Origin of the sequence: Sorangium sp. So ce302 (assembly GCF_051530145.1) — a bacterium.
Taxonomy (GTDB): Bacteria; Myxococcota_A; Polyangia; order Polyangiales; family Polyangiaceae; genus Sorangium; species Sorangium cellulosum_B.
The window spans coordinates 7589894-7607895 of sequence record NZ_CP150326.1 but is presented as its reverse complement, the minus strand read 5'-3'; the positions used below and the strand labels follow the sequence as shown (position 1 = coordinate 7607895).

At 71.0% G+C, this 18002-nt stretch carries 14 protein-coding genes; 6 read left to right on the top strand and 8 right to left on the bottom strand.

Features of this window, described 5'->3' with window-relative positions; all coding sequences use genetic code 11:
* Window positions 1-6 precede the first annotated feature (6 nt).
* Window positions 7-1797 (top strand): C4-dicarboxylic acid transporter DauA, encoded by a 1791-nt coding sequence (dauA, locus tag WME73_RS28750; RefSeq protein ID WP_437911602.1) that lies wholly within the window; start codon window positions 7-9, stop codon window positions 1795-1797.
* A gap of 79 nt (window positions 1798-1876) precedes the next feature.
* Here dauA and WME73_RS28745 read toward each other — a convergent pair whose 3' ends face one another.
* On the bottom strand, window positions 1877-3142 hold the full coding sequence (locus WME73_RS28745; protein ID WP_437911601.1) for an RNA polymerase sigma factor: 1266 nt from the start codon (window positions 3140-3142) through the stop codon (window positions 1877-1879).
* Window positions 3142-3534 carry a YciI family protein gene (locus tag WME73_RS28740; RefSeq protein ID WP_437739579.1) on the bottom strand — a complete coding sequence of 131 codons (393 nt, stop codon included), beginning with the start codon at window positions 3532-3534 and terminating at the stop codon, window positions 3142-3144. The genes WME73_RS28745 and WME73_RS28740 overlap by 1 nt, the downstream gene beginning before the upstream one ends.
* Window positions 3535-4045: 511 nt before the next feature.
* Here WME73_RS28740 and WME73_RS28735 point away from each other — a divergent pair.
* Together WME73_RS28735 and WME73_RS28730 are read left to right on the top strand one after the other, a co-directional pair.
* Window positions 4046-4978, top strand: a complete 933-nt coding sequence (locus WME73_RS28735; protein WP_437739578.1) for a DUF2935 domain-containing protein — start codon at window positions 4046-4048, stop codon at window positions 4976-4978.
* 156 nt (window positions 4979-5134) lie between these two features.
* Window positions 5135-5500, top strand: coding sequence for a DUF4180 domain-containing protein (locus tag WME73_RS28730; protein ID WP_437739577.1), 366 nt, complete (start codon window positions 5135-5137; stop codon window positions 5498-5500).
* A 91-nt stretch (window positions 5501-5591) separates the two neighbouring features.
* On the opposite strand, the gene WME73_RS28725 is transcribed toward WME73_RS28730, so the two are convergent.
* Entirely contained in the window at window positions 5592-5801 is a 210-nt protein-coding gene (locus WME73_RS28725) for a hypothetical protein (RefSeq protein ID WP_437739576.1), read from the bottom strand.
* A gap of 114 nt (window positions 5802-5915) precedes the next feature.
* Window positions 5916-6116, bottom strand: a complete 201-nt coding sequence (locus tag WME73_RS28720; protein ID WP_437739575.1) for a DUF6289 family protein — start codon at window positions 6114-6116, stop codon at window positions 5916-5918.
* 432 nt (window positions 6117-6548) lie between these two features.
* Between WME73_RS28720 and WME73_RS28715 the strand changes: the two genes are divergently transcribed.
* Window positions 6549-10460 carry an ATP-binding protein gene (locus WME73_RS28715; RefSeq protein ID WP_437911600.1) on the top strand — a complete coding sequence of 1304 codons (3912 nt, stop codon included), beginning with the start codon at window positions 6549-6551 and terminating at the stop codon, window positions 10458-10460.
* A gap of 49 nt (window positions 10461-10509) precedes the next feature.
* Here WME73_RS28715 and WME73_RS28710 read toward each other — a convergent pair whose 3' ends face one another.
* The 3 genes from WME73_RS28710 to WME73_RS28700 all read right to left on the bottom strand — a co-directional run bounded on the left by WME73_RS28710 (window position 10510) and on the right by WME73_RS28700 (window position 12579).
* Window positions 10510-11013: an SRPBCC family protein gene (locus WME73_RS28710; protein ID WP_437739573.1), complete on the bottom strand. Its 504-nt coding sequence runs from the start codon at window positions 11011-11013 to the stop codon at window positions 10510-10512.
* Between the two features lie 33 nt (window positions 11014-11046).
* Entirely contained in the window at window positions 11047-11463 is a 417-nt protein-coding gene (locus tag WME73_RS28705; RefSeq protein ID WP_437739572.1) for a VOC family protein, read from the bottom strand.
* A 165-nt stretch (window positions 11464-11628) separates the two neighbouring features.
* Window positions 11629-12579 (bottom strand): sigma-70 family RNA polymerase sigma factor, encoded by a 951-nt coding sequence (locus WME73_RS28700; RefSeq protein WP_437739571.1) that lies wholly within the window; start codon window positions 12577-12579, stop codon window positions 11629-11631.
* 297 nt (window positions 12580-12876) lie between these two features.
* On the opposite strand from WME73_RS28700, the gene WME73_RS28695 reads away from it, so the two are divergent.
* On the top strand, window positions 12877-14655 hold the full coding sequence (locus WME73_RS28695) for a serine/threonine protein kinase (protein ID WP_437739570.1): 1779 nt from the start codon (window positions 12877-12879) through the stop codon (window positions 14653-14655).
* A gap of 90 nt (window positions 14656-14745) precedes the next feature.
* The gene (locus tag WME73_RS28690) at window positions 14746-17421 is read left to right on the top strand and encodes a penicillin-binding protein 1A (protein ID WP_437911599.1); all 2676 of its coding nucleotides are present in this window, start codon (window positions 14746-14748) and stop codon (window positions 17419-17421) included.
* 26 nt (window positions 17422-17447) lie between these two features.
* Here WME73_RS28690 and WME73_RS28685 read toward each other — a convergent pair whose 3' ends face one another.
* On the bottom strand, window positions 17448-17891 hold the full coding sequence (locus tag WME73_RS28685; RefSeq protein ID WP_437911598.1) for a hypothetical protein: 444 nt from the start codon (window positions 17889-17891) through the stop codon (window positions 17448-17450).
* Window positions 17892-18002: the final 111 nt, after the last annotated feature.

Here is an 18002-nt window from a genome sequence, read left to right as displayed (position 1 = left end):
ATGACGATGTCGTTCAGATCCGAGCGCGTCGCTGCGATCGACCGGCCGGGCCAGGGCCGCGAAGCGCCCCGGCCGCCCACCTCGCAGCCTGCTCCGGCGCGGCATCGGATTCCGGTGGCGTCGGCGCTCCGGCGCTGCCTTGGCGAGGGGTACGGCCTCGGGGATCTCCAGGCCGACCTCCTGGCAGGCACCGTCGTCGGCGTCGTGGCGCTCCCGCTCTCGATGGCCCTCGCGATCGCGGTGGGGGCTCCTCCTCAGCACGGGCTCTACACGACGATCGTGGCCGGCGCGCTGGTGGCGCTGCTGGGCGGCTGCAAGTTCCAGGTCACCGGCCCGACGGCGGCCTTCGTGGTGATCCTCGCGCCCATCGTGGCGGAGCACGGGCTGTCCGGGCTGATGACGGCGGGGCTCCTGGCCGGCGTGCTGCTCGTGATCATGGGGCTCGTGCGGCTCGGCCGGCTCATCGAATACATCCCGTATCCGGTGACCACGGGCTTCACCGCCGGGATCGCCACCGTGATCGCGACGCTCCAGGTGAAGGACGTCCTGGGCCTCCAGGCCGGGCCGCTCCCGGAGCACTACACCGCCAAGGTGGCGGCCTTGTGGGCCGCGCGCGGGACGGCCGACCTCTGCGAGCTCGCCGTCGCCGCCTCGACGCTCGCCCTGCTCTTGCTCGTCCCCCGCGTCATCAAGAAGGTGCCGGCGCCCCTCATCGCCATCACCGTCGTGTCGCTCGCCGCGGCGGCCGTCGACGCGGTTTACCCCGCGTTCTCCGTGGCGACGATCGGCAGCCGCTTTCGCTCCACGGCCTTCGGCGTGGAGATCGCCGGGATCCCGTCGATCCTCCCGACGCCCTCGCTGCCGTGGGGCGATGGGCTCTCGCTCGAGCTCGTGAGGGAGCTGCTCCCCGCCGCCTTCGCGATCGCCATGCTCGGCGCCATCGAATCGCTGCTGTCGGCGGTCATCGCCGACGGCATGACAGGGACCAAGCACGATCCGGACTCCGAGCTCATCGGCCTCGGTATCGGGAACATCGTTGCGCCGATCTTCGGCGGTATCGCGGCGACCGGAGCGCTCGCGCGGACGGCCACGAACATCCGGGCTGGCGCGCGCTCTCCGATCGCGTCCGTGACCCACGCCGTGGTCGTCCTCCTGTCGATCCTCGTCTTCGCCCCGCTCGTGGCCTACGTCCCCATGGCGTCGCTGGCGGCGCTGCTGCTGCTCGTCGCGTGGAACATGTCCGAGCTCCACCATTTCGTCCGTATCGTGAGGCTCGCGCCGAGGAGCGATGTGTTCGTACTCCTGACCTGTTATGGGCTCACCGTCATCCTGGACATGGTGATCGCCGTGTCGGCCGGCGTGATCCTCGCCGCCATCCTCTTCATGCGCCGGATGGCCGAGCTGACAGGGAGCCGGACGGTGCTGGAGGCCGCCGGCGGTTCGAGCGAAGTCGAGCTCCCGAGGCGGGTCGCCCTCTACGAGATCAACGGCCCGCTGTTCTTCGGCGCCGCCCAGAAGGCGATGGCGGCGCTGCACGCCATCCGCGGGGACAGCTACGAGGTGATGATCCTCGACCTCGGCAAGGTGCCGTTCATCGACAGCACGGGGTTCGTCGCCCTCGAGAACGCGCTCGACGGGCTCGCGCGGCGCCAGAAGACGGTGATCCTCGCCGGTCCGTTGCCCAGGCCGCGCGAGATCTTCGACAAGGCGCGCGTCCAGGAGAGGTCGCCGCGCGTGTACGTCGCGGAGGATCTGGCGGCGGCGCTCCGCCTCGCCGGCGAGCTGGTGAACGGCTGAGCGCTCGCTGCCGGCAGGTCCGCGGTACCGCTCCTCTCTCGCCGGACACCTCTGCGGCCTCTGCGCGCCGCGCGGCTCGCTACTTCAGCGCGTCGCTCAGCCGGGCCGCCTGCGTCGCCAGGTAGTTCTGCTCCGGGATGCTCGTCGTGCGGCTGGCCGCGCGCCTGTAGTGCGCGATCGCCGCCTCGTGATCGCCGGCCCGCTCCAGGAGGTGCGCGCGGGCGGCGTCGAGGCGGTGATGACCCGAGAGGCGCGCGTCGGCGTCGAGCGCGTTCAGCAGATCGAGCCCCGCCCGAGGGCCGTGCACCATGGCCGTCGCGATCGCGTGGCTGAGCGCCACCATCGGGTTGTCGGACATCCGCATCAGCACGCCGTACAGCGCCAGGATCTGCGGCCAGTCCGTGTCCTCGGCCCGCGCTGCCTCGTCGTGCACCGCCGCGATCGCGGCTTGCAGCTGGTAGGCGCCGATCGAGCCCCTGGTGGACAGCGCCGCCGTGACGAGCGCGACGCCCTCGGCGATCGCGCGCTGATCCCACAGGCGCCGATCCTGCTCCGCGAGCGGGATCAGCTCGCCCAGAGGCCCGGTCCGCGCCGCCCGCCGCGCGTCGGTCAGGAGCATGAGCGCGAGGAGGCCCGCGACCTCGCCGTCGTCCGGGAGGAGCGCGTGCACGGCGCGCGTCAGGCGGATCGCCTCGCCCGACAGATCGTCGCGGTGCAGCGCGGGGCCGGAGCTCGAGGTGTAACCCTCGTTGAAGATCAGGTAGAGCACGTGCAGGACGGCGCCGAGGCGCGCTGTGCGCGCCTCGGACGTCGGCCGCTCGAACGGCACGCCGGACGCCTTGATGCTCTGCTTCGCCCGGCTGATCCGCTGCGCCATGGTCGCCTCCGGGACCAGGAACGCCCTTGCGATCTCGGCCGTCGTCAGGCCGCCGACGGCGCGCAGGGTCAGCGCGATCGCGGACGGCGCGGAGAGCGCGGGGTGGCAGCACATGAACAGCAAGGTGAGCGTGTCGTCCTCGAGCGCTGCCTCGTCGCTGTCGGCGGCGAGGGCGATCTGCAGCTCGGGCGGCACGAGGCTGACCACGATCGCCTCGCGGCGGCGGCGCGCCGCCTCGCTCCGGACGTGATCAGCGATGCGCCGCGACGCCACGTGGATCAGCCACGCGCGCGGCTCGTCAGGCACGCCCTCGCGCGGCCACTGCGTGGCCGCCGCGATCAGCGCCTCCTGGACCGCGTCCTCCGCGGCGCCGAAATCTCGGAATCGCCGCATGACGGCGCCGAGCACCTGCGGCGCGAGATCACGCAGCAGGCGCTCGGCCGTGGCGCCCTGGGACGGAGAGGTCACTAGAGATCGCTGGGCGGCGCGCTCATCACCTCTCGCACCTCGATCCCCATGTTGAGCGGCGCGCCGCCGGGGCCGGGCGCGGCGGACGCTTGCGCGGCGATCTCGTACGCGCGCTCGGGGCTCTCGACGTCCACGATCCAGTACCCGGCGAGGAACTCCTTGGTCTCCGGGAACACCCCGTCGGTGATCGGCGTGCCGTCCTTGCCAGCGCGCACGAGCTTGGCCTGGTCGGGCCCCGCCAGGCCCTCGGCCGCCACGAGCTCGCCCGACGCGCTGAGCTTCCTGTGGAAGCTCTTCATGAACGCGATGTGCGCCTGGAAGTCCTTCTGCTGCCAGTTGGCGACCTGGTACGGCCCCGCGCACGGGGTGTTCATCATCAGGATGTACTTCATGATCGGCTCCTTCTCTTCGCTGTCGCCCCGGGATCGGGCGCGCGTTCGTGGGGTTGTCGGAGCCGAGGGCGGGTCCTCGACATCCCGGGCGACGATAGCGAAGAAATCCGAACCCCGACACAAGGGACGGCCGCGTGTGGGCGCATGTGCGCTTGCTGCGCCAGCGGCAGGTGTGCAGGTAGGTCGCCGCGAGCGTGTGTCCTCCGCGGCGCGATGTGCTCTGTGGTCGCAGATGGTCGGCAGAGGAGGGGGAATGTGCGCCATCTTCGCAGGTCGCCGATCGCAGGGCGGCCCATCACGGGCGGATTCCGCGGATGACGTCCGGCGCGCCCCCACGCGACCTCTCTGCTGACGAAGCGCTCGGGCGTGGTGATTCCGCGCGTCGCCGGCCGTCGTGATCGGTGAGGCGCGCGCCGGCGGACCGCCCTGCGAGTCGACTCTTTGGCGCAGGCGCGGGACATGCACCCTCGCGCTCCGATTCTCACGGATGCATGAACCTGGAGGAGCGTCGATGGAGAAGCGTGTTCCGCAAGGGAAACTTGGACGCCGGCAATTCGCCGGCGGCGCGATGGCCACCGCGGGGGTCTCGCTGCTCGCCACACCGAGCCTCGCGCTGCCCGACAAGAGCTACGCGGTCTGCGAGTCGATCGGGCCCCTCGCCCTCCCGGCAGGGGCCGCCTACACGCCCGGCATCTCCGTGGACCAGCGCTCGAGGAAGCCGGTCTTCCTGCCCGGGCCGGGCGCCGGCTATGCAGCGCACGCCGTCTCGGAGGTCCTCTTCTGGACGGACCAGCTGATGGAACATGCGTTGTTCATCACGCTGCTCATGCCCGGCGATCACCTCCGCGGGCCTCGGGACGAGGCGCGGCAGTACCAGAACCTCTTTGCCAGGCACTTCCTCGCAGCGCGCGACCGGGGGTATGGCGATTACGGGATCTCCTCGCTCCTCGCCTCGACGCGGTCGAGCGTCCAGCGCTTCATCGAGTACAAGCGCCGCATGCAGCGCGCGCAGGAGAGCGGCTCGCTCCGGAGCCTCGTCTGGCCGCTCTTCTTCGACCACATCGCGCGGGAGGCCGAGCGCTTCGTCGCCCGGCTCGATCGGCTCGCGTACGGCGACATCTCGCTCCAGAGCGACGAGGTCTCGGCGTTCTGGACGACGATCATGGCAGATCACCTCGAGTTTATCGCGCACCTGCTCGACCCGCAGGAGCGCGCGCTCATCGATCAGGCGACCGCGCGCGCCGGGCAGCTGTACCAGGCGCACGCGTTCCGCGTCGACAACGCGCAGCTCGCGACGATGGCCGACGAGGTCATCGACTTCAAGTCGGCCGCGGAGCAGGGCATCGAGACGGGACAGATCAAGAGCATCATCGATCCCGCGCTCGCCGATCACGTGCTCCGCGAGGCGGTGAGGTTCTCCGACGAGGTCAGGCGCGCCCAGTGACGCCCTGGGCGTCGCGTGGCGGGGGCGAGCCCGGCCCCTCCTCCTGCTCGCCGCGCGATGCCTGTACAGCGGCCGCCCGCCGGGATTACCCTGGTCGCGGGTCGAGCGGAGCTCTCCGCCGAGCCCGCGGCGCAGAGGCCGCGTCGGAGGGATGCCATGGATCTGACGGTGGTCGACGAGGGCGGTGTGCAGTTCGTGGAAGGGCCGCCGGACCACGGGCTCATGGAGAGCGTTCGCGACGTCGACCGGGTGATCGAGGCCTGTTTCTCGGGCGGCGTACGGTGTGCTCTTCTCCACCCGGCGAACCTGACGGCGGCCTTCTTCGACCTCAGCTCAGGGGAGGCCGGGGAGATCCTGCAGAAGCTGAGAAACTACTGGATCCGGCTCGCGGTGGTGTGCCCTCCGGGGGCCGCTGATTTCAGCAGCCGGTTCGGGGAGATGGTGGCCGAGGAGCGCCGCGGCCAGCATTTCGGCGTGTTCGAGACGCGTCACGCCGCGGTCGAGTGGCTCGGCCAGACGTAGCCATGGCGGCCTGGCCGACAGCGCATTTGGCGCCGTCGCCGCCTCCGGCGCAGGCAGACCTCGAGCTCGATCGCCCACCACGCACGCGGGATCACTTGCCGCGGCCGAGGAAGTCCATCAGCCAGGCCATGGCCGGCCGCATCGTGCCGTCCGGGTGCATGAGGCCCGTGTTGTCTAGCCAGGTACCGCCCGGTGCATCGTCGCCCCGGTCCACCCGGCCAGAGCAGCCGGAGACGGCCACGATTCCGAGCGCGATCCAGGCTGTGCCGTACAGCCATCGAGATGAACGGTTCTTGTTCATGGCGACCTGAAGCATCCCCTCGAAGTTTTCGGGAAAATTCACAGGGGGGCGGGGAGACGGGGAGAACCCCCCCACCATTCTCCCCGCCTCCCCGTCTCCCTGTTCAAATTCCCCTCAGCGAGGAGGCGGGGTGCAGGTGAAGCACCCGCCGCACTCGTAGTGCTGCGTCGTGGCGCCCCACGCGATCCGGTTGTTGCAGCAGTCGCGGCCGTACTGGCCGACGACGGTGGTGTAGCTCTCGTCGCTGTAAAAGGTGCAGTTTCCCCCGGGCGCCGCCGCGCTCGAAGGGACCAGCAGGGCAGTGGTGCCCAACATCGCTGCGCCTGCCGTCAGGGCAGCGAAGAAGTAACGAACTCGGGCAGCAGGGCTGAGACGACGCATGGACGCTCCTCTTGCAATGGGGACCTGTTTCGGCCTCCGAAGCTATGCGAGGCAGCTTAGACCGCTTGCTCGGCTCGAGCAAGCGCTCCGGCTGGAGTGGCCTTTGCTGAGCTCTGCAAAGTTTCATTCGGCGGTGGGAGGCGGCGAGCTCGTGAGCGCGGTTCACGAAGGCAAAAGAGGCATCGTGCTCCGAGGCCGGTGGAGTGATTGCGGTGTCAAGGAAATTCAGTCGCCCCGATCGGGCTGGGCCGGCGTATCGACGCGGTACGTATCGAGAGGGTCATTGAGACGAGCAGGCGACCGTACCCGGCGTGGCGGCGCCGAGGATGGCTGGACTCGGCCGTGGTAGAAAAGCAGGTGTTCGCCATGACGAGACTGCGCACCGGCCAGCGCGACCGCGTCGAGGAGCGGACCGGCGTGGGGCGCGTCGAGGAAGCGAGCGCCGGGGCTGGGCCGGATCCGGCCGGCGGCGCGCTCGCTGGCGGCGGCGAGATGGGGGCGCTGATACGCTCGATCGACTGGTCGCAGACGGCGCTGGGCCCGGTCGAGGCGTGGCCCCAGTCGCTGCGGACGGCGCTGTCCATCCTGCTCTCGTCCGAACATCCCATGTTCCTCTGGTGGGGTCGGGAGCTCATTCAGTTTTACAACGACGCCTACCGCCCGATCCTCGGATCCACGAAGCACCCGGCCGCCATGGGCCAGGCGGGCCGCGAGTGCTGGCAGGAGATCTGGGAGATCATCGAGCCGATGATCGAGAAGGTCTTCGCGGGAGGGGCCACCTACGTCCGCGATGGCCTGCTCGTCCTCGATCGGCACGGCTTCATGGAGGAGTGCTACTTCAGCTACGGTCAGAGCCCCATCCGGGACGAGAGCGGCGCTGTCGCGGGTATCCTCGTCGCGTGCTCCGAGAGCACAGGGTACATCCTTGGACAGCGACGGCTGCAGGTCCTCGGGGCGCTGGCGGCGAGGGCGGCTGACGCCAGGAGCGTTCAGGACGTCTGTCGGGTGATGATGGAGACCCTGGCAGAGGCCGGGCGCGACGTGCCTTTTGCCCTGATCTATCTCGTGGACGACGACGGCGCGCCCGCCCGACTCGCAGGGACCGTCGGGCTCGACCCGAGCCACGCGGCGGCGCCGGCGGCGGTGGAGCTCGGCGCGGCGGCCGGCGCGGTGTGGCCGCTGCGCCGCGCGCTGCGCGGGGACGTGGAGGTGGATCTGTCGGAGCTGCCCGCGGGCGTCGGCTCCCTCCCTGGAGGCCCATGGCCGGAGACCGCTCGCCAGGCGGTGGTGCTGCCGCTCCCCCGCGCCGGCGCTGGAGGCCGCCCGGCCGGATTCCTCGTCGCGGGCGCCAGCCCCCGGCTGGTGCTGGACGACGATTACCGCCGCTTCCTGCGGCTCCTGGCCGGCCACGGCGCGGCGGCCCTGCAGAACGCCCGGGCCAGCGAGGAGGAGCGGCGCAGGCTGGACGCGCTCGCCGAGCTCGACCGCGCCAAGACGGTGTTCTTCAGCAACATCAGCCACGAGTTCCGCACGCCGCTCACGCTGATCCTGGGCCCCGTCGAGGACGGCCTCTCGGACGCCGAGCACCCCTTGCCCGCGGCGCAGCGCGACCGCCTCGCGATCATCTACCGCAACAGCCTCCGGCTCCTCCGGCTCGTCAACACGCTGCTCGACTTCTCGCGCATCGAGGCGGGCCGCATCCGGGCCAGCTACCAGCCTACCGATCTCGGCTCCTTCACCGCGGAGCTCGCGAGCTCGTTCCGCTCGCTCATGGATCGGGCCGGCCTCGCCCTCACGGTGGAGTGCCCGCCCCTCTCCGAGCCGGCCTACGTCGACCGCGAGCTCTGGGAGAAGATCGTGCTCAACCTCATCTCGAACGCCTTCAAGTTCACCTTCTCGGGGGGCGTCCGGGTGACGCTGGAGGAGGCCGGGGGGCGGATCGTCCTGTCGGTCGAGGACACGGGCACCGGCATTCCGGAGGAGGAGCTGCCACGCGTGTTCGAGCGGTTCTACCGCGTCGAAGGGGCCAGGGGCCGCAGCTACGAGGGCAGCGGCATCGGCCTCGCGCTGGTGCGAGAGCTCGCGAAGCTCCACGGCGGCAGCGTCGCCGTGGAGAGCCGCCTCGGCGCGGGCAGCCGCTTCTCGGTCGCGATCCCGCTCGGGAAGGCGCACCTGCCCGCGGATCGCATCGACCTCGCCCCGGCGCCGGCCGCGGAGGGGTGCGGCGCGGCGCCCTTCCTCGACGAGGCCGCGCAGTGGGAACGCGACGTGCCAGCGCCGGATGCCGTGCCGGCGGAGGAGCGCCCGGCCCCGAAGCAGCCGGGGCGCATCCTCGTCGCGGACGACAACGCGGACATGCGCGATTACGTGCAGCGGCTGCTCCTCGCCGAGCGGTGGACGGTGGAGGCCGTGGCCGACGGTCAGGCCGCGCTGGAGAGCGCCCGCGCCCACGTCCCCGACCTCGTGCTCACCGACGTGATGATGCCGCGGCTCGACGGCTTCGGCCTGCTCAAGGCGCTGCGGGCCGACGAGCGCACCCGCGGCGTCGCCGTGATGATGCTCTCCGCGCGCGCGGGCGAGGAGGTGCGCCTCGACAGCCTCGGGGCCGGCGCCGACGACTTCCTCGTGAAGCCGTTCTCCGCGAGGGAGCTCCTCGCGCGGGTCCGCATCCACGTGGAGCTCGCGCGCCGGCGGCGGGAAGCCGAGGGGCAGCGCCAGTACCTGAACGACCTCTTCATGCAGGCCCCGGGGCCCATCGCGATCCTCCGCGGGCCGGAGCACGTCTTCGAGGTGGTCAATCCGCTCTACCAGCAGCTCGTCGGCGGACGAGCGCGCGTGGGGAAGCCCATCCTGGCCGCCCTGCCCGAGCTCGAGGGGCAATCCATCCCGGACCTCCTGGATACCGTGATCCGCACCGGCGAGCCCTTCGTGGGAAAGGAGCTCGCCGTGCGGCTCGATCGCAAGGGCAATGGCACGACGGAGGAGTGCTTCTTCAACGTCGTCTACCAGCCGATGCGCGACCGCGACGGTGCCGTGGAGGGCATCTTCGTGTTCGCCTTCGAGGTGACCGACCAGGTGAGCGCCCGCCGGCGCGTGGAGGCGCTCGTCAAGGCGCTGAGGCTCGCCGATCAGCGCAAGGACGAGTTCCTCGCGATGCTCGCGCACGAGCTCCGCAACCCCCTGGCCGCCATCAGTCTGTCGCTCACGCTGCTCGGCGATCTGGCGGGCGAGGCGCCCAGATCGGCGCGCTGCCGCGAGATCGCCCGGCGGCAGGTGGGCAACCTCGTGCGCCTGGTCGACGATCTCCTCGACGTGTCGCGCATCACGCGCGGCACGGTGGAGCTGCGCCTGGAGGACGTCGATCTCGCGGCGGCGGTGAGGAACGCCGCCGCCGCGGTGAGCCCGGCCGTCCAGGCGCGGCGCCACGCGCTCTCGGTCGAGGTCGGGCCGGGGGACTTCGGCATGCGGGCCGACGCCACGCGGCTGGAGCAGGTGGTCACGAACCTCCTGACGAACGCCGCGAAGTACACGCCGCCGGAGGGAGCCATCTCGGTGCGGCTGACCCGCGAGGCGGCGGGCGCCGCGCCCGAGGCCGTGCTGCGGGTGCGCGACACGGGCCGCGGCATCCCGGCGGCGATGCTCGAGAGGGTGTTCGAGCTCTTCACGCAGGTCGATCAGACCATCGACCGCGGCACGGGCGGGCTGGGCCTCGGGCTCACGCTGGTGCGGCGCCTGGTGGAGATGCACGGCGGCAGCGTCGTCGCGGAGAGCGCCGGACCGGGCCAGGGCAGCGAGTTCATCGTGCGCCTTCCGCTCGGCCGGGGCGCGGCGCTGCCGCTCGCGCCCGGCGCGGCGCCGCCGCTGGCGCCCGGCGCCGAGCCGCCCGCCGCCCCGTCACCGGCGGAGGCCGCCGAGCGGCGCCGGGTGCTCGTCGTGGAGGACGTGGAGGACGTGCGCCGGGTGATGTGCGAGTTCATCGAGGCGCTGGGGCACGAGGTGACGGTCGCGGTGGACGGGCTGGACGGCGTGACGAAGCTCCTGGAGCTGCGCCCCGAGGTGGCCTTCATCGACATCGGCTTGCCGGGCATCGATGGCCACGAGGTCGCCCGCCGGGCGCGGGCCGCGCCCGGGGGCGACGCGCTCTACCTGGTGGCGATCTCGGGCTACGGTGGACCCGAGGACCAGGCCAGGTCGAGGCAGGCCGGCTTCGACCTGCACCTCACGAAGCCCGTGGGCGGCGCGACGCTGCGTCAGGTGCTCGCCGAGCGGCGCGCGTGAGCGAGCGCGCGCCGGCAGGGCCGCGCCCGCTCGCCGCCGGCCGGTCAGCTCATCGCTGCTGCAGCTGCGCGACCAGATCTTCGAGGCGGTCGTAGCTGAGGCCCGCGCCCTTGGGCATCCCGGACGCGAGGACCATGTCGCGCACTTCCGTCGACGGATAGCGCACGGTGGCCGTGAGCCGCGTCTTTGTGCCCTCTTCCGTGTAGGTCGCCGTCACCACCGAGACGGTGTCCGGAAACTGCTCGAAGATCTCGGTGAACACGAGCCGGCTCGGCGGCGTGATCTCCTGGTTCTCGCCGTGGAAGGCGGCCTCGCCGCCCGGGTGGCGGTTCACGAAGCGCCACTTGCCGCCCGGCCGGAGGTCCATCTCGCAGACGGGCACCGAGTAGCCCTCGCCCAGACAGCCCCACCACCGCTTGATGTGCTCGGGCCTCGTCATCGCCTCGAACACGAGGTGCCTCGGCGCGTCGAACAGGCGCGTCATGCGGACCTCGTCCGCCGACGGCGTCGTGACCTGGAAGCTATCGCTGTTCGCTGTTTGGCTCTCGACCATGGCTCTCCTCCTTCTCCTTCGTCGAGGCGCCGGCTACGACTGGATCGCCGCGGGGTCCATCCAGACGACCTCCCAGTGGTGACCATCGACGTCGTAGAAGCTCCAGCCGTACATGAAGCCGTGATCCTGCGGATCCATGGCGTGCGACCCGCCCGCCGCGATCGCCTTCTTCACGATCTCGTCGACCTCGGCCCGGCTGCTGCACGAGAGCGCGAACATCCCCTCCGTGTGCGTGCTCGTGTTGCAGATCTCCCTCTTCGTGAAACCCTTGAAGAACGGCTCCGTGAGGAGCATCACGAAGGCTTCCTGGCTGACGATCATGCAGGCGGCGTTGTTGTCCGTGAACTGCGGGTTGAACTCGAAGCCGAGCTTCGCGAAGAACTCCATCGACCGCTTCAGGTCGCTGACGGCCAGGTTGACGAAGATCTTGCGGGCGCTGTTCGTTGTCATGGTCCTCTTCTCCTGTTCGAGCATGGATGCCGGGTGATGCCGGCCACGATCGCGGCCACGGGGGCCGTCGTGCCGGAGTTCACCCCATAGACCCGGGCGCCCGCTGGAACTCATCGGTCGACCGGAAAAAAATGATCGCCGCCCCGATCCGGCCGGGCGCGGTGGCTACGCGGGGAGCTCGAGAGGCAGGCCGAACCGCGGGAAGAGCGTCTCGGTGTCGAGGAAGGACGTCATGTTGGCGATGCGGTCCCCCGCGAGCTCGAGCACGATGAGCGCCCAGGCCCGGTGGCCGCCCTCCGGCGCGGGGCGGTACTGGCCGAACGCCGGCGAGCCGCAGGCGGCCGTCGGCACGAGCCGCGACCCGCGGCAGCCCGCGCCCCGGCCCAGCAGCCACGCGCGGATCGCGCCGGGGCCGCGGAGCCAGAGGGTGTACGGCGGCATCGACAGGGTCGCGTCCTCGTGCAGCAGCGCCGCGAGCCGGTCCACGTCGTACTGCTCGAAGGCGGTGACGTAGCGGTCGACCAGAGCGGACTCTGGCTCCGGCAGCGTGGCGCGCACGTCGCCGAGATCGCGGCTCGCGAGCGTCGCCCGCGCGCGCTGGAGCGCGCTGTTGATCGCGGCGACCGAGGTGCTGAGGCTGTCGGCGACCTCCGCGGCGGACCACCCGAGCACCTCCGTGAGCAGCAGCGCGGCGCGCTGCTTCGGCGGCAGGTGCTGGAGCGCCGCGACGAACGCGAGGCGGATGCTCTGGCGGAGCACCACCCGCTCCGCGGCGTCGATGTCCGCCGGGAGGGCGTGCGCGTCGGGGACGGGCTCCAGCCAGTGGGTGCGCGGGCGCGTCTGGAGCTCGTCGTCCACGGTGCCGACAGGGCCTTCCTCGAGCGGGCGCGCCCGGCGCGCGCGATCGGCCCGCGCGTCGAGGCAGACGTTCGTCGCGATGCGGTACAGCCAGGTGCGCAGCGACGATCGCCCGTCGAATTTATCGAGGCTCCGCCAGGCGCGCACCATGGTCTCCTGGACGGCGTCGTCGGCGTCGACCACGGAACCGAGCATCCGGTAGCAGTGCCCGGTGAGCGCCGCGCGGTGTTCCTCGAGCTGGTTCACGCTCCCCAACATCGCGGCGACGGTACCATCGGCCTCCCGGCAGATCCACGGTCACGCTCCCTCGCCGCGTGACACGCGCGCCTCGGGCAGGGCGCTGGTCTCGACTCGGGTACTCTTCGTCGGCCTGGTCGGTCTGCGGCCGCGCTCGGCCGGCGACACACCCGGGACGGCACGCCGAGCGTCGCGAGGTCACGTCGGCGTCGCGAGGTCACGACGCCACGGCCAATCGGCTAGGATGGGCGACGGTCAGGGCGGTGCTGGGGCGCCGCGAGGACTCCGTTCAGCAAATCAGCAACCCTGATACCGGATATGGACGACCAGGAACTGCAGCGCAGAGTTGGCACAGTGTTGTGCGGGAAGTGGACGATCGAGCGGTTGCTGGGCTCGGGCGGCATGGCCGCTGTCTACGTCGGCGTGCACAGGATCGGGCGGCGAGATGCCATCAAGATCCTCCACCCCGAGATCGCGCGCATGCCCGAGCTGCGTGCGCGGTTCGATCAGGAAGCGCAAGCCGTCAATCGATTCGTCCATCCCGGCGCGGTGGAAATACGCGATATCGACACGACAGCGGACGGCTGCCCGTTCCTCGTCATGGAGCTGCTCGATGGTGAGTCGCTCGCCGGGTACGCCAGGCGTCTGGGCAGGATGGACATGGCCGAGCTGCTGGCCATGGTGGACGGGCTGCTGGACGTGCTGGCAGCGGCCCATGCGCACGGCATCATCCACCGCGACATCAAGCCAGACAACCTGTTCCGCCTCCGCGACGGGCGCCTGAAAGTGCTCGACTTCGGCGTCGCCCGTGTCAGGCAGGCCGCGGCCGACTACGTTCGGACGCGCACAGGAACGACGCTCGGCACGGTCGCCTACATGCCACCGGAGCAAGTCAGAGGTGACGAGATCGATGCGCGTGCCGACCTGTTCGCGGTCGGAGCGACGATGTTTCGTCTGATCACGAAGCGGCGCATCCATGACGCGAGCTCTGACACCGATCTGGTCGTCAAGATGGCCACGCTGCCTGCGCCGCCGCTCGCGAGCGTCGCTCCGGAGACCCCGCAGTGGGTGTGTGCCGTCGTCGATCGCGCGCTCGCGTTCGACCGAGGCGAGCGCTACCCGAGCGCGACGGTCATGCAGCAGGACGTGCGCGCGGTCCTGGCCGGTCAACCGCCCGCTTTTGCTCTGCGGTTCGGCGCGGCCGGGGCCCCCGCGGCAGATCCGCTCAGCACCGCCACGACGGTGTGGATACCACAGGGGCTCGCCCCTTCATCGGCAGTATCGGTGCGCGCCGCGGGCGCCGGTGGTCTGCATCCCGCCCCGCCGCCGGCAGGTGACATGGGGAGTGTCATCCGCGATGTCTCCATGGTCAGCGTCCCGAATACGTCGAGCGCCCCGGGCGCCCCGGGCGCCCCGGGCGGCGGATCGGCCGTCGCTCCGGCTCGTGCCCCCGCACCGGCGGCATCGGCGTTCACCCAGGCGACGCAGTGGACGGCGACCACGGTACGTGGACGGAGGCTGCGATGGGCCGTGCTGGCGTTCCCGCTGCTCGCCGCAGGCGTGCTCGCCGCCGTGGTTCTGCGTGCGGTGAACGTCGAGCCCGACGCGAAATCGCCGGGGGCGACCGGCGCGCAGCGACCGGCGGCCTCACCGCCCGCCAAGGTTCCCGGCGGCCCGGCGGCGGATCGCCTCCTGGCAAAGGCTCCGGATCCCGGCCCCGAGAAGAAGGGCGATACGAGAGCTCGCCTCCCTGGCTCACCGAGCCGCGGCCCCGAGGAAGGGCGCGGCGCGTCGCAGCGGGCCAGCTGTATGCTGACAAACGACTGCGATCACGTGTGCGATGAAGCTTGCCAGATTGCTTGTCAGGACGGGAGCGTCTGCGACATCGGAGCGCGCCGAGACGCGCTGGTGAACTGCATGGGATCGGGGATGCACAAGATCTGGTGCGAAGGCGATTGCTCGGTCAATTGCATGACGAGCGCTCCATGTTTGGTGTACTGCCCGCGTGGCTCCGATTGCGTCATCGGCACGTGTCTCGGGCAGATAGAAGCCTGTCCTGGCAACGTCATGGCGTGCGGGGCCCCATGCCCCGACTGATCGTCGCGTCGCGCTCGTGCGCTGCTCTCATGGCGTCTGCGAGGAGGGCGCCGCGGCACGCGCGCGCAGCCCGCGCCGCGGAGGAGTTGGATGGATATGGACAGGTTCGGCCGTCGTGACGACCTCGCCTCCCCCGCGCAGCGCGGCGAGGATCCCCGCCGCGACGATGCGGAGGTGAAAGAGCCCCCGACACAGCTCTGGGTGCGCTCGCCGCAGGCCACCCCGCCGATCCCCGAAGAGAGGGCTGGCCAGGCCGGACCGGAGCGACAGACGCTGCCGTGGTCGCCGCCGCCCGGGGACGGCGCCGCGCGGTCGTCGCCGGCCGATGCCTCCGCCCAGCCGACCGTGCCAGGCGCGCTGCCGGCGCGGCGGCTCGCGAGGGCCGCTGGTCGGATCGCGTCGGCGCTAGGTGCTCTGGCGAGCGCGCTCGAGCGCGCCGTGGCGGTCCGCCGGGCGCGGGATCAAGGGCATCCGCGCTCGCGAAAAGTCCAGTGGAGACGACGCTTGCGGCGATGGGCGTGGCGCATCGCGATGGCCGCTTCGACGCTGCTGGGCCTCGGTCTGCTGATGTTTGCGGGGCTCATCTGGTACTACGGCCACGACCTGCCGCGGACCTCGGAGCTGAGGAGCTATCATCCGCCGGAGGTCACGCGCATCCTCGCGCGCGACGGGACACCGCTCGCGGAGCTCTTCGTCGAGCGACGCACCGTCGTTCCGATCTCGGCGGTGCCGACGAGCATGAAGCTCGCCGTTCTGGCCGCGGAGGACGCGAACTTCTACAAGCACGAGGGGCTGAACTACCTCGGCATCCTGCGGGCGCTTCTCGTGAACCTGCGATCCGCGCAGGCCCGCCAGGGAGGCAGCACGATCACCCAACAGGTGATCAAGAACGTGCTCCTCACGCCGGAGCGCACCTTCGCGCGCAAGATCCGTGAGCTCATCCTCGCGCGCCGCATCGAACAGGAGCTCACGAAGGACGAGATCCTGGAGCTCTATCTCAACGACATCTATTTCGGGCACGGGCGCTACGGCGTCGAGGAAGCCGCGCGGTACTACTTCGGGAAGAGCGTTCGAGACGTGCAGCTCGCCGAAGCGGCCCTGCTCGCAGGTCTGGTCAAGGGTCCCAGCGTCTACTCTCCGCGCGTGGATCTCGCCCGCGCCGAGGAGCGGCGCAGCTACGTGCTCCAGCAGCTGGGCGATAAAAAGTTCGTAGCCCGCGCCGACGTGGACGCCGCCGCTCGCCAGAGGATCGTCCTGGCCCCCCCGCCGGAACACGCTTCCGAGCTGGCGCCCGAGGTCGTCGCCGAGGTCGAGCGCGCGCTGATCGCCGCGGTCGGCCCGCAGGCCAACCGTGGTGGGTACACCGTGACGACCACGATCGATCCGCAGCTGCAGAGGGCCGCGAGAGCGGCGGTGCGCAGCAATCTCGATGCGTACGCCGCGCGGCGCGGGCTCATCGCTCCGCTGAAGCGTGGCAAGGGAGATCCGGCCCCCTTCGAAGGAACGCCCACGCAGGGCAGCGAGCGCGTCTACCACGGCGTGGTCACGAAGGCCGACGACGCGGCAGGCACGCTCACCGTGCGCGTGGGTACGGCGCAAGGCGTCGTGAAGCTGGAGCGAGCGGCGCGCTACAATCCACGCAACCTGCCCCCGAGCCAGTTCGCCGAGATCGGCAAGGTCGTTCGCGTCACCTTTGCCGGCGGCGACCCGCGCAGCGGACGGCTGGAGCTCGCGCTCGGGCCCCAGAGCGCGCTCGTCGCCCTCGACGTCCGGACGGCCGAGGTGCTCGCGATCGTCGGCGGATACGACGCGGCGCGCGGCGCCCTCAACCGGGCAAGGTCGGCGCGCCGCCAGCCCGCCTCGACGTTCAAGCCGATCGTGTACAGCTACGGGATCCAGACGCGGGCATTCACCGCGGCCTCCATCCTCGAGACCCATCCGTCCGCGCTCGGAGGGAAATACAGGCCCGACAACTACGACGAGAGCGACGGACAGGCGCCGCGCCGGCTGCGCGAAGCGCTCGCCCAGAGCGTCAATGTCGCCGCGGTATGGGTCCTCGATCGGCTCGGCCCGGCCAAGGTCGCCGAGTGGGCGCAATCGCTCGGAGTCACGTCGAAGCTCGGCGCGGATCTGTCGTTGGCGCTCGGCGCTTACGAGGTGACGCCGTTCGAGATGGTCGGTGCGTTCAACGTGTTCGCCGCGGGCGGCACGTACCGTGATCCAGCGATCATTCGCAGCATCATCGGCCCGGGCGGCCAGCCGCTGCCGCTGCCCAGCGCGGCGCCAGCGCGCCGGGTGATGGGCGAAGCCGAGGCGTACATCATGACGAGCCTCCTGCGTTCCGTCGTCGACTCGGGGACAGCCAAGCGCGCGCGAGCCATGAGCACGCCGGTCGCGGGCAAGACGGGCACCTCGAACGCCGCGAAGGACGCGTGGTTCGTGGGCTACTCGACCGACATCGCGTGCGCCGTCTGGACGGGCTACGATGACGCCTCTCCGCTCGGCCCCGGCGAGACGGGCGGCGCGACCTCCCTGCCGGCCTTCATCGCGTTCATGCAGGACGCGCACAAGGCGAGACCGCGCACCGACTTCGCCGCGCCGCCGGACGGGCTCGTGCGCGTGCTGATCGACGCCACGACCGGTCAACTCGCGCTGCCGGGCACCGCGGGGGCGACCGAGGAGGTGTTCCTTGCAGGCACGGAGCCGGCGGCGTACGCCGAGCTTCCGTCGAGCGGCGAGGTACCTCGCATCATGTGGCCATTTTGAGCCTCGGTCAGCTCGGGGGCTGCCTGCTACACCCCGTCTGTCGTGCACACCGCCCCGGGCTCGCAGTGGACCACGCAGTCTCCCGAGCCGGGGCACCGCACGTCGCAGTCGCCCCTGCAGACCACATCGCGGTCGCCCGACCCGGTGCAGTCCACGGTCGAGCCATGGCCGACCGTGAGCGTACAGTTGCCCGACCCGGTGCAGGCGATGTCGCAGTCAGGGCCGCAGTCGAAGTCGCAGCTTCCGGAGCCGGCGCACTGGAGACCGCAATCGGCGGTGCAGAAGATCGCGCAGTCGCCGGACGAGGGGCAAATGCACTCAGCGCCGTTGCACTCGCACGTCGGGCCCTCGTTGGGATCGCCGATCGTGCAGTCGTCGGCGGGGTCATCGCCGCATGCGGCGATTCCGCCCCAGAGGAGGGCGAGGAGCGATAGAGCGACGACGTGGTGGGTACGAATGTGCTGGCGCATGGATCCTCCGATCGGCGTGGATGAATGGAGGGGCGGAACCGACGGCGTCCGCCGAGCTTCGGTGGAGCGGCGAGCTCCTCGCGTCGTGTGGTCATCTGGAGTCCTGGTCAA

Bases quoted from the DNA above. Each gene is read 5' to 3' on its own strand.
- dauA (WP_437911602.1), top strand. From the start codon at position 7: ATGTCGTTCAGATCCGAGCGCGTCGCTGCGATCGACCGGCCGGGCCAG.
- WME73_RS28740 (WP_437739579.1), bottom strand. From the start codon at position 3,534: ATGAAGTACATCCTGATGATGAACACCCCGTGCGCGGGGCCGTACCAG.
- WME73_RS28735 (WP_437739578.1), top strand. From the start codon at position 4,046: ATGGAGAAGCGTGTTCCGCAAGGGAAACTTGGACGCCGGCAATTCGCC.
- WME73_RS28730 (WP_437739577.1), top strand. From the start codon at position 5,135: ATGGATCTGACGGTGGTCGACGAGGGCGGTGTGCAGTTCGTGGAAGGG.
- WME73_RS28725 (WP_437739576.1), bottom strand. From the start codon at position 5,801: ATGAACAAGAACCGTTCATCTCGATGGCTGTACGGCACAGCCTGGATC.
- WME73_RS28720 (WP_437739575.1), bottom strand. From the start codon at position 6,116: ATGTTGGGCACCACTGCCCTGCTGGTCCCTTCGAGCGCGGCGGCGCCC.
- WME73_RS28715 (WP_437911600.1), top strand. From the start codon at position 6,549: ATGACGAGACTGCGCACCGGCCAGCGCGACCGCGTCGAGGAGCGGACC.
- WME73_RS28710 (WP_437739573.1), bottom strand. From the start codon at position 11,013: ATGGTCGAGAGCCAAACAGCGAACAGCGATAGCTTCCAGGTCACGACG.
- WME73_RS28705 (WP_437739572.1), bottom strand. From the start codon at position 11,463: ATGACAACGAACAGCGCCCGCAAGATCTTCGTCAACCTGGCCGTCAGC.
- WME73_RS28700 (WP_437739571.1), bottom strand. From the start codon at position 12,579: ATGTTGGGGAGCGTGAACCAGCTCGAGGAACACCGCGCGGCGCTCACC.
- WME73_RS28695 (WP_437739570.1), top strand. From the start codon at position 12,877: ATGGACGACCAGGAACTGCAGCGCAGAGTTGGCACAGTGTTGTGCGGG.
- WME73_RS28690 (WP_437911599.1), top strand. From the start codon at position 14,746: ATGGATATGGACAGGTTCGGCCGTCGTGACGACCTCGCCTCCCCCGCG.
- WME73_RS28685 (WP_437911598.1), bottom strand. From the start codon at position 17,891: ATGCGCCAGCACATTCGTACCCACCACGTCGTCGCTCTATCGCTCCTC.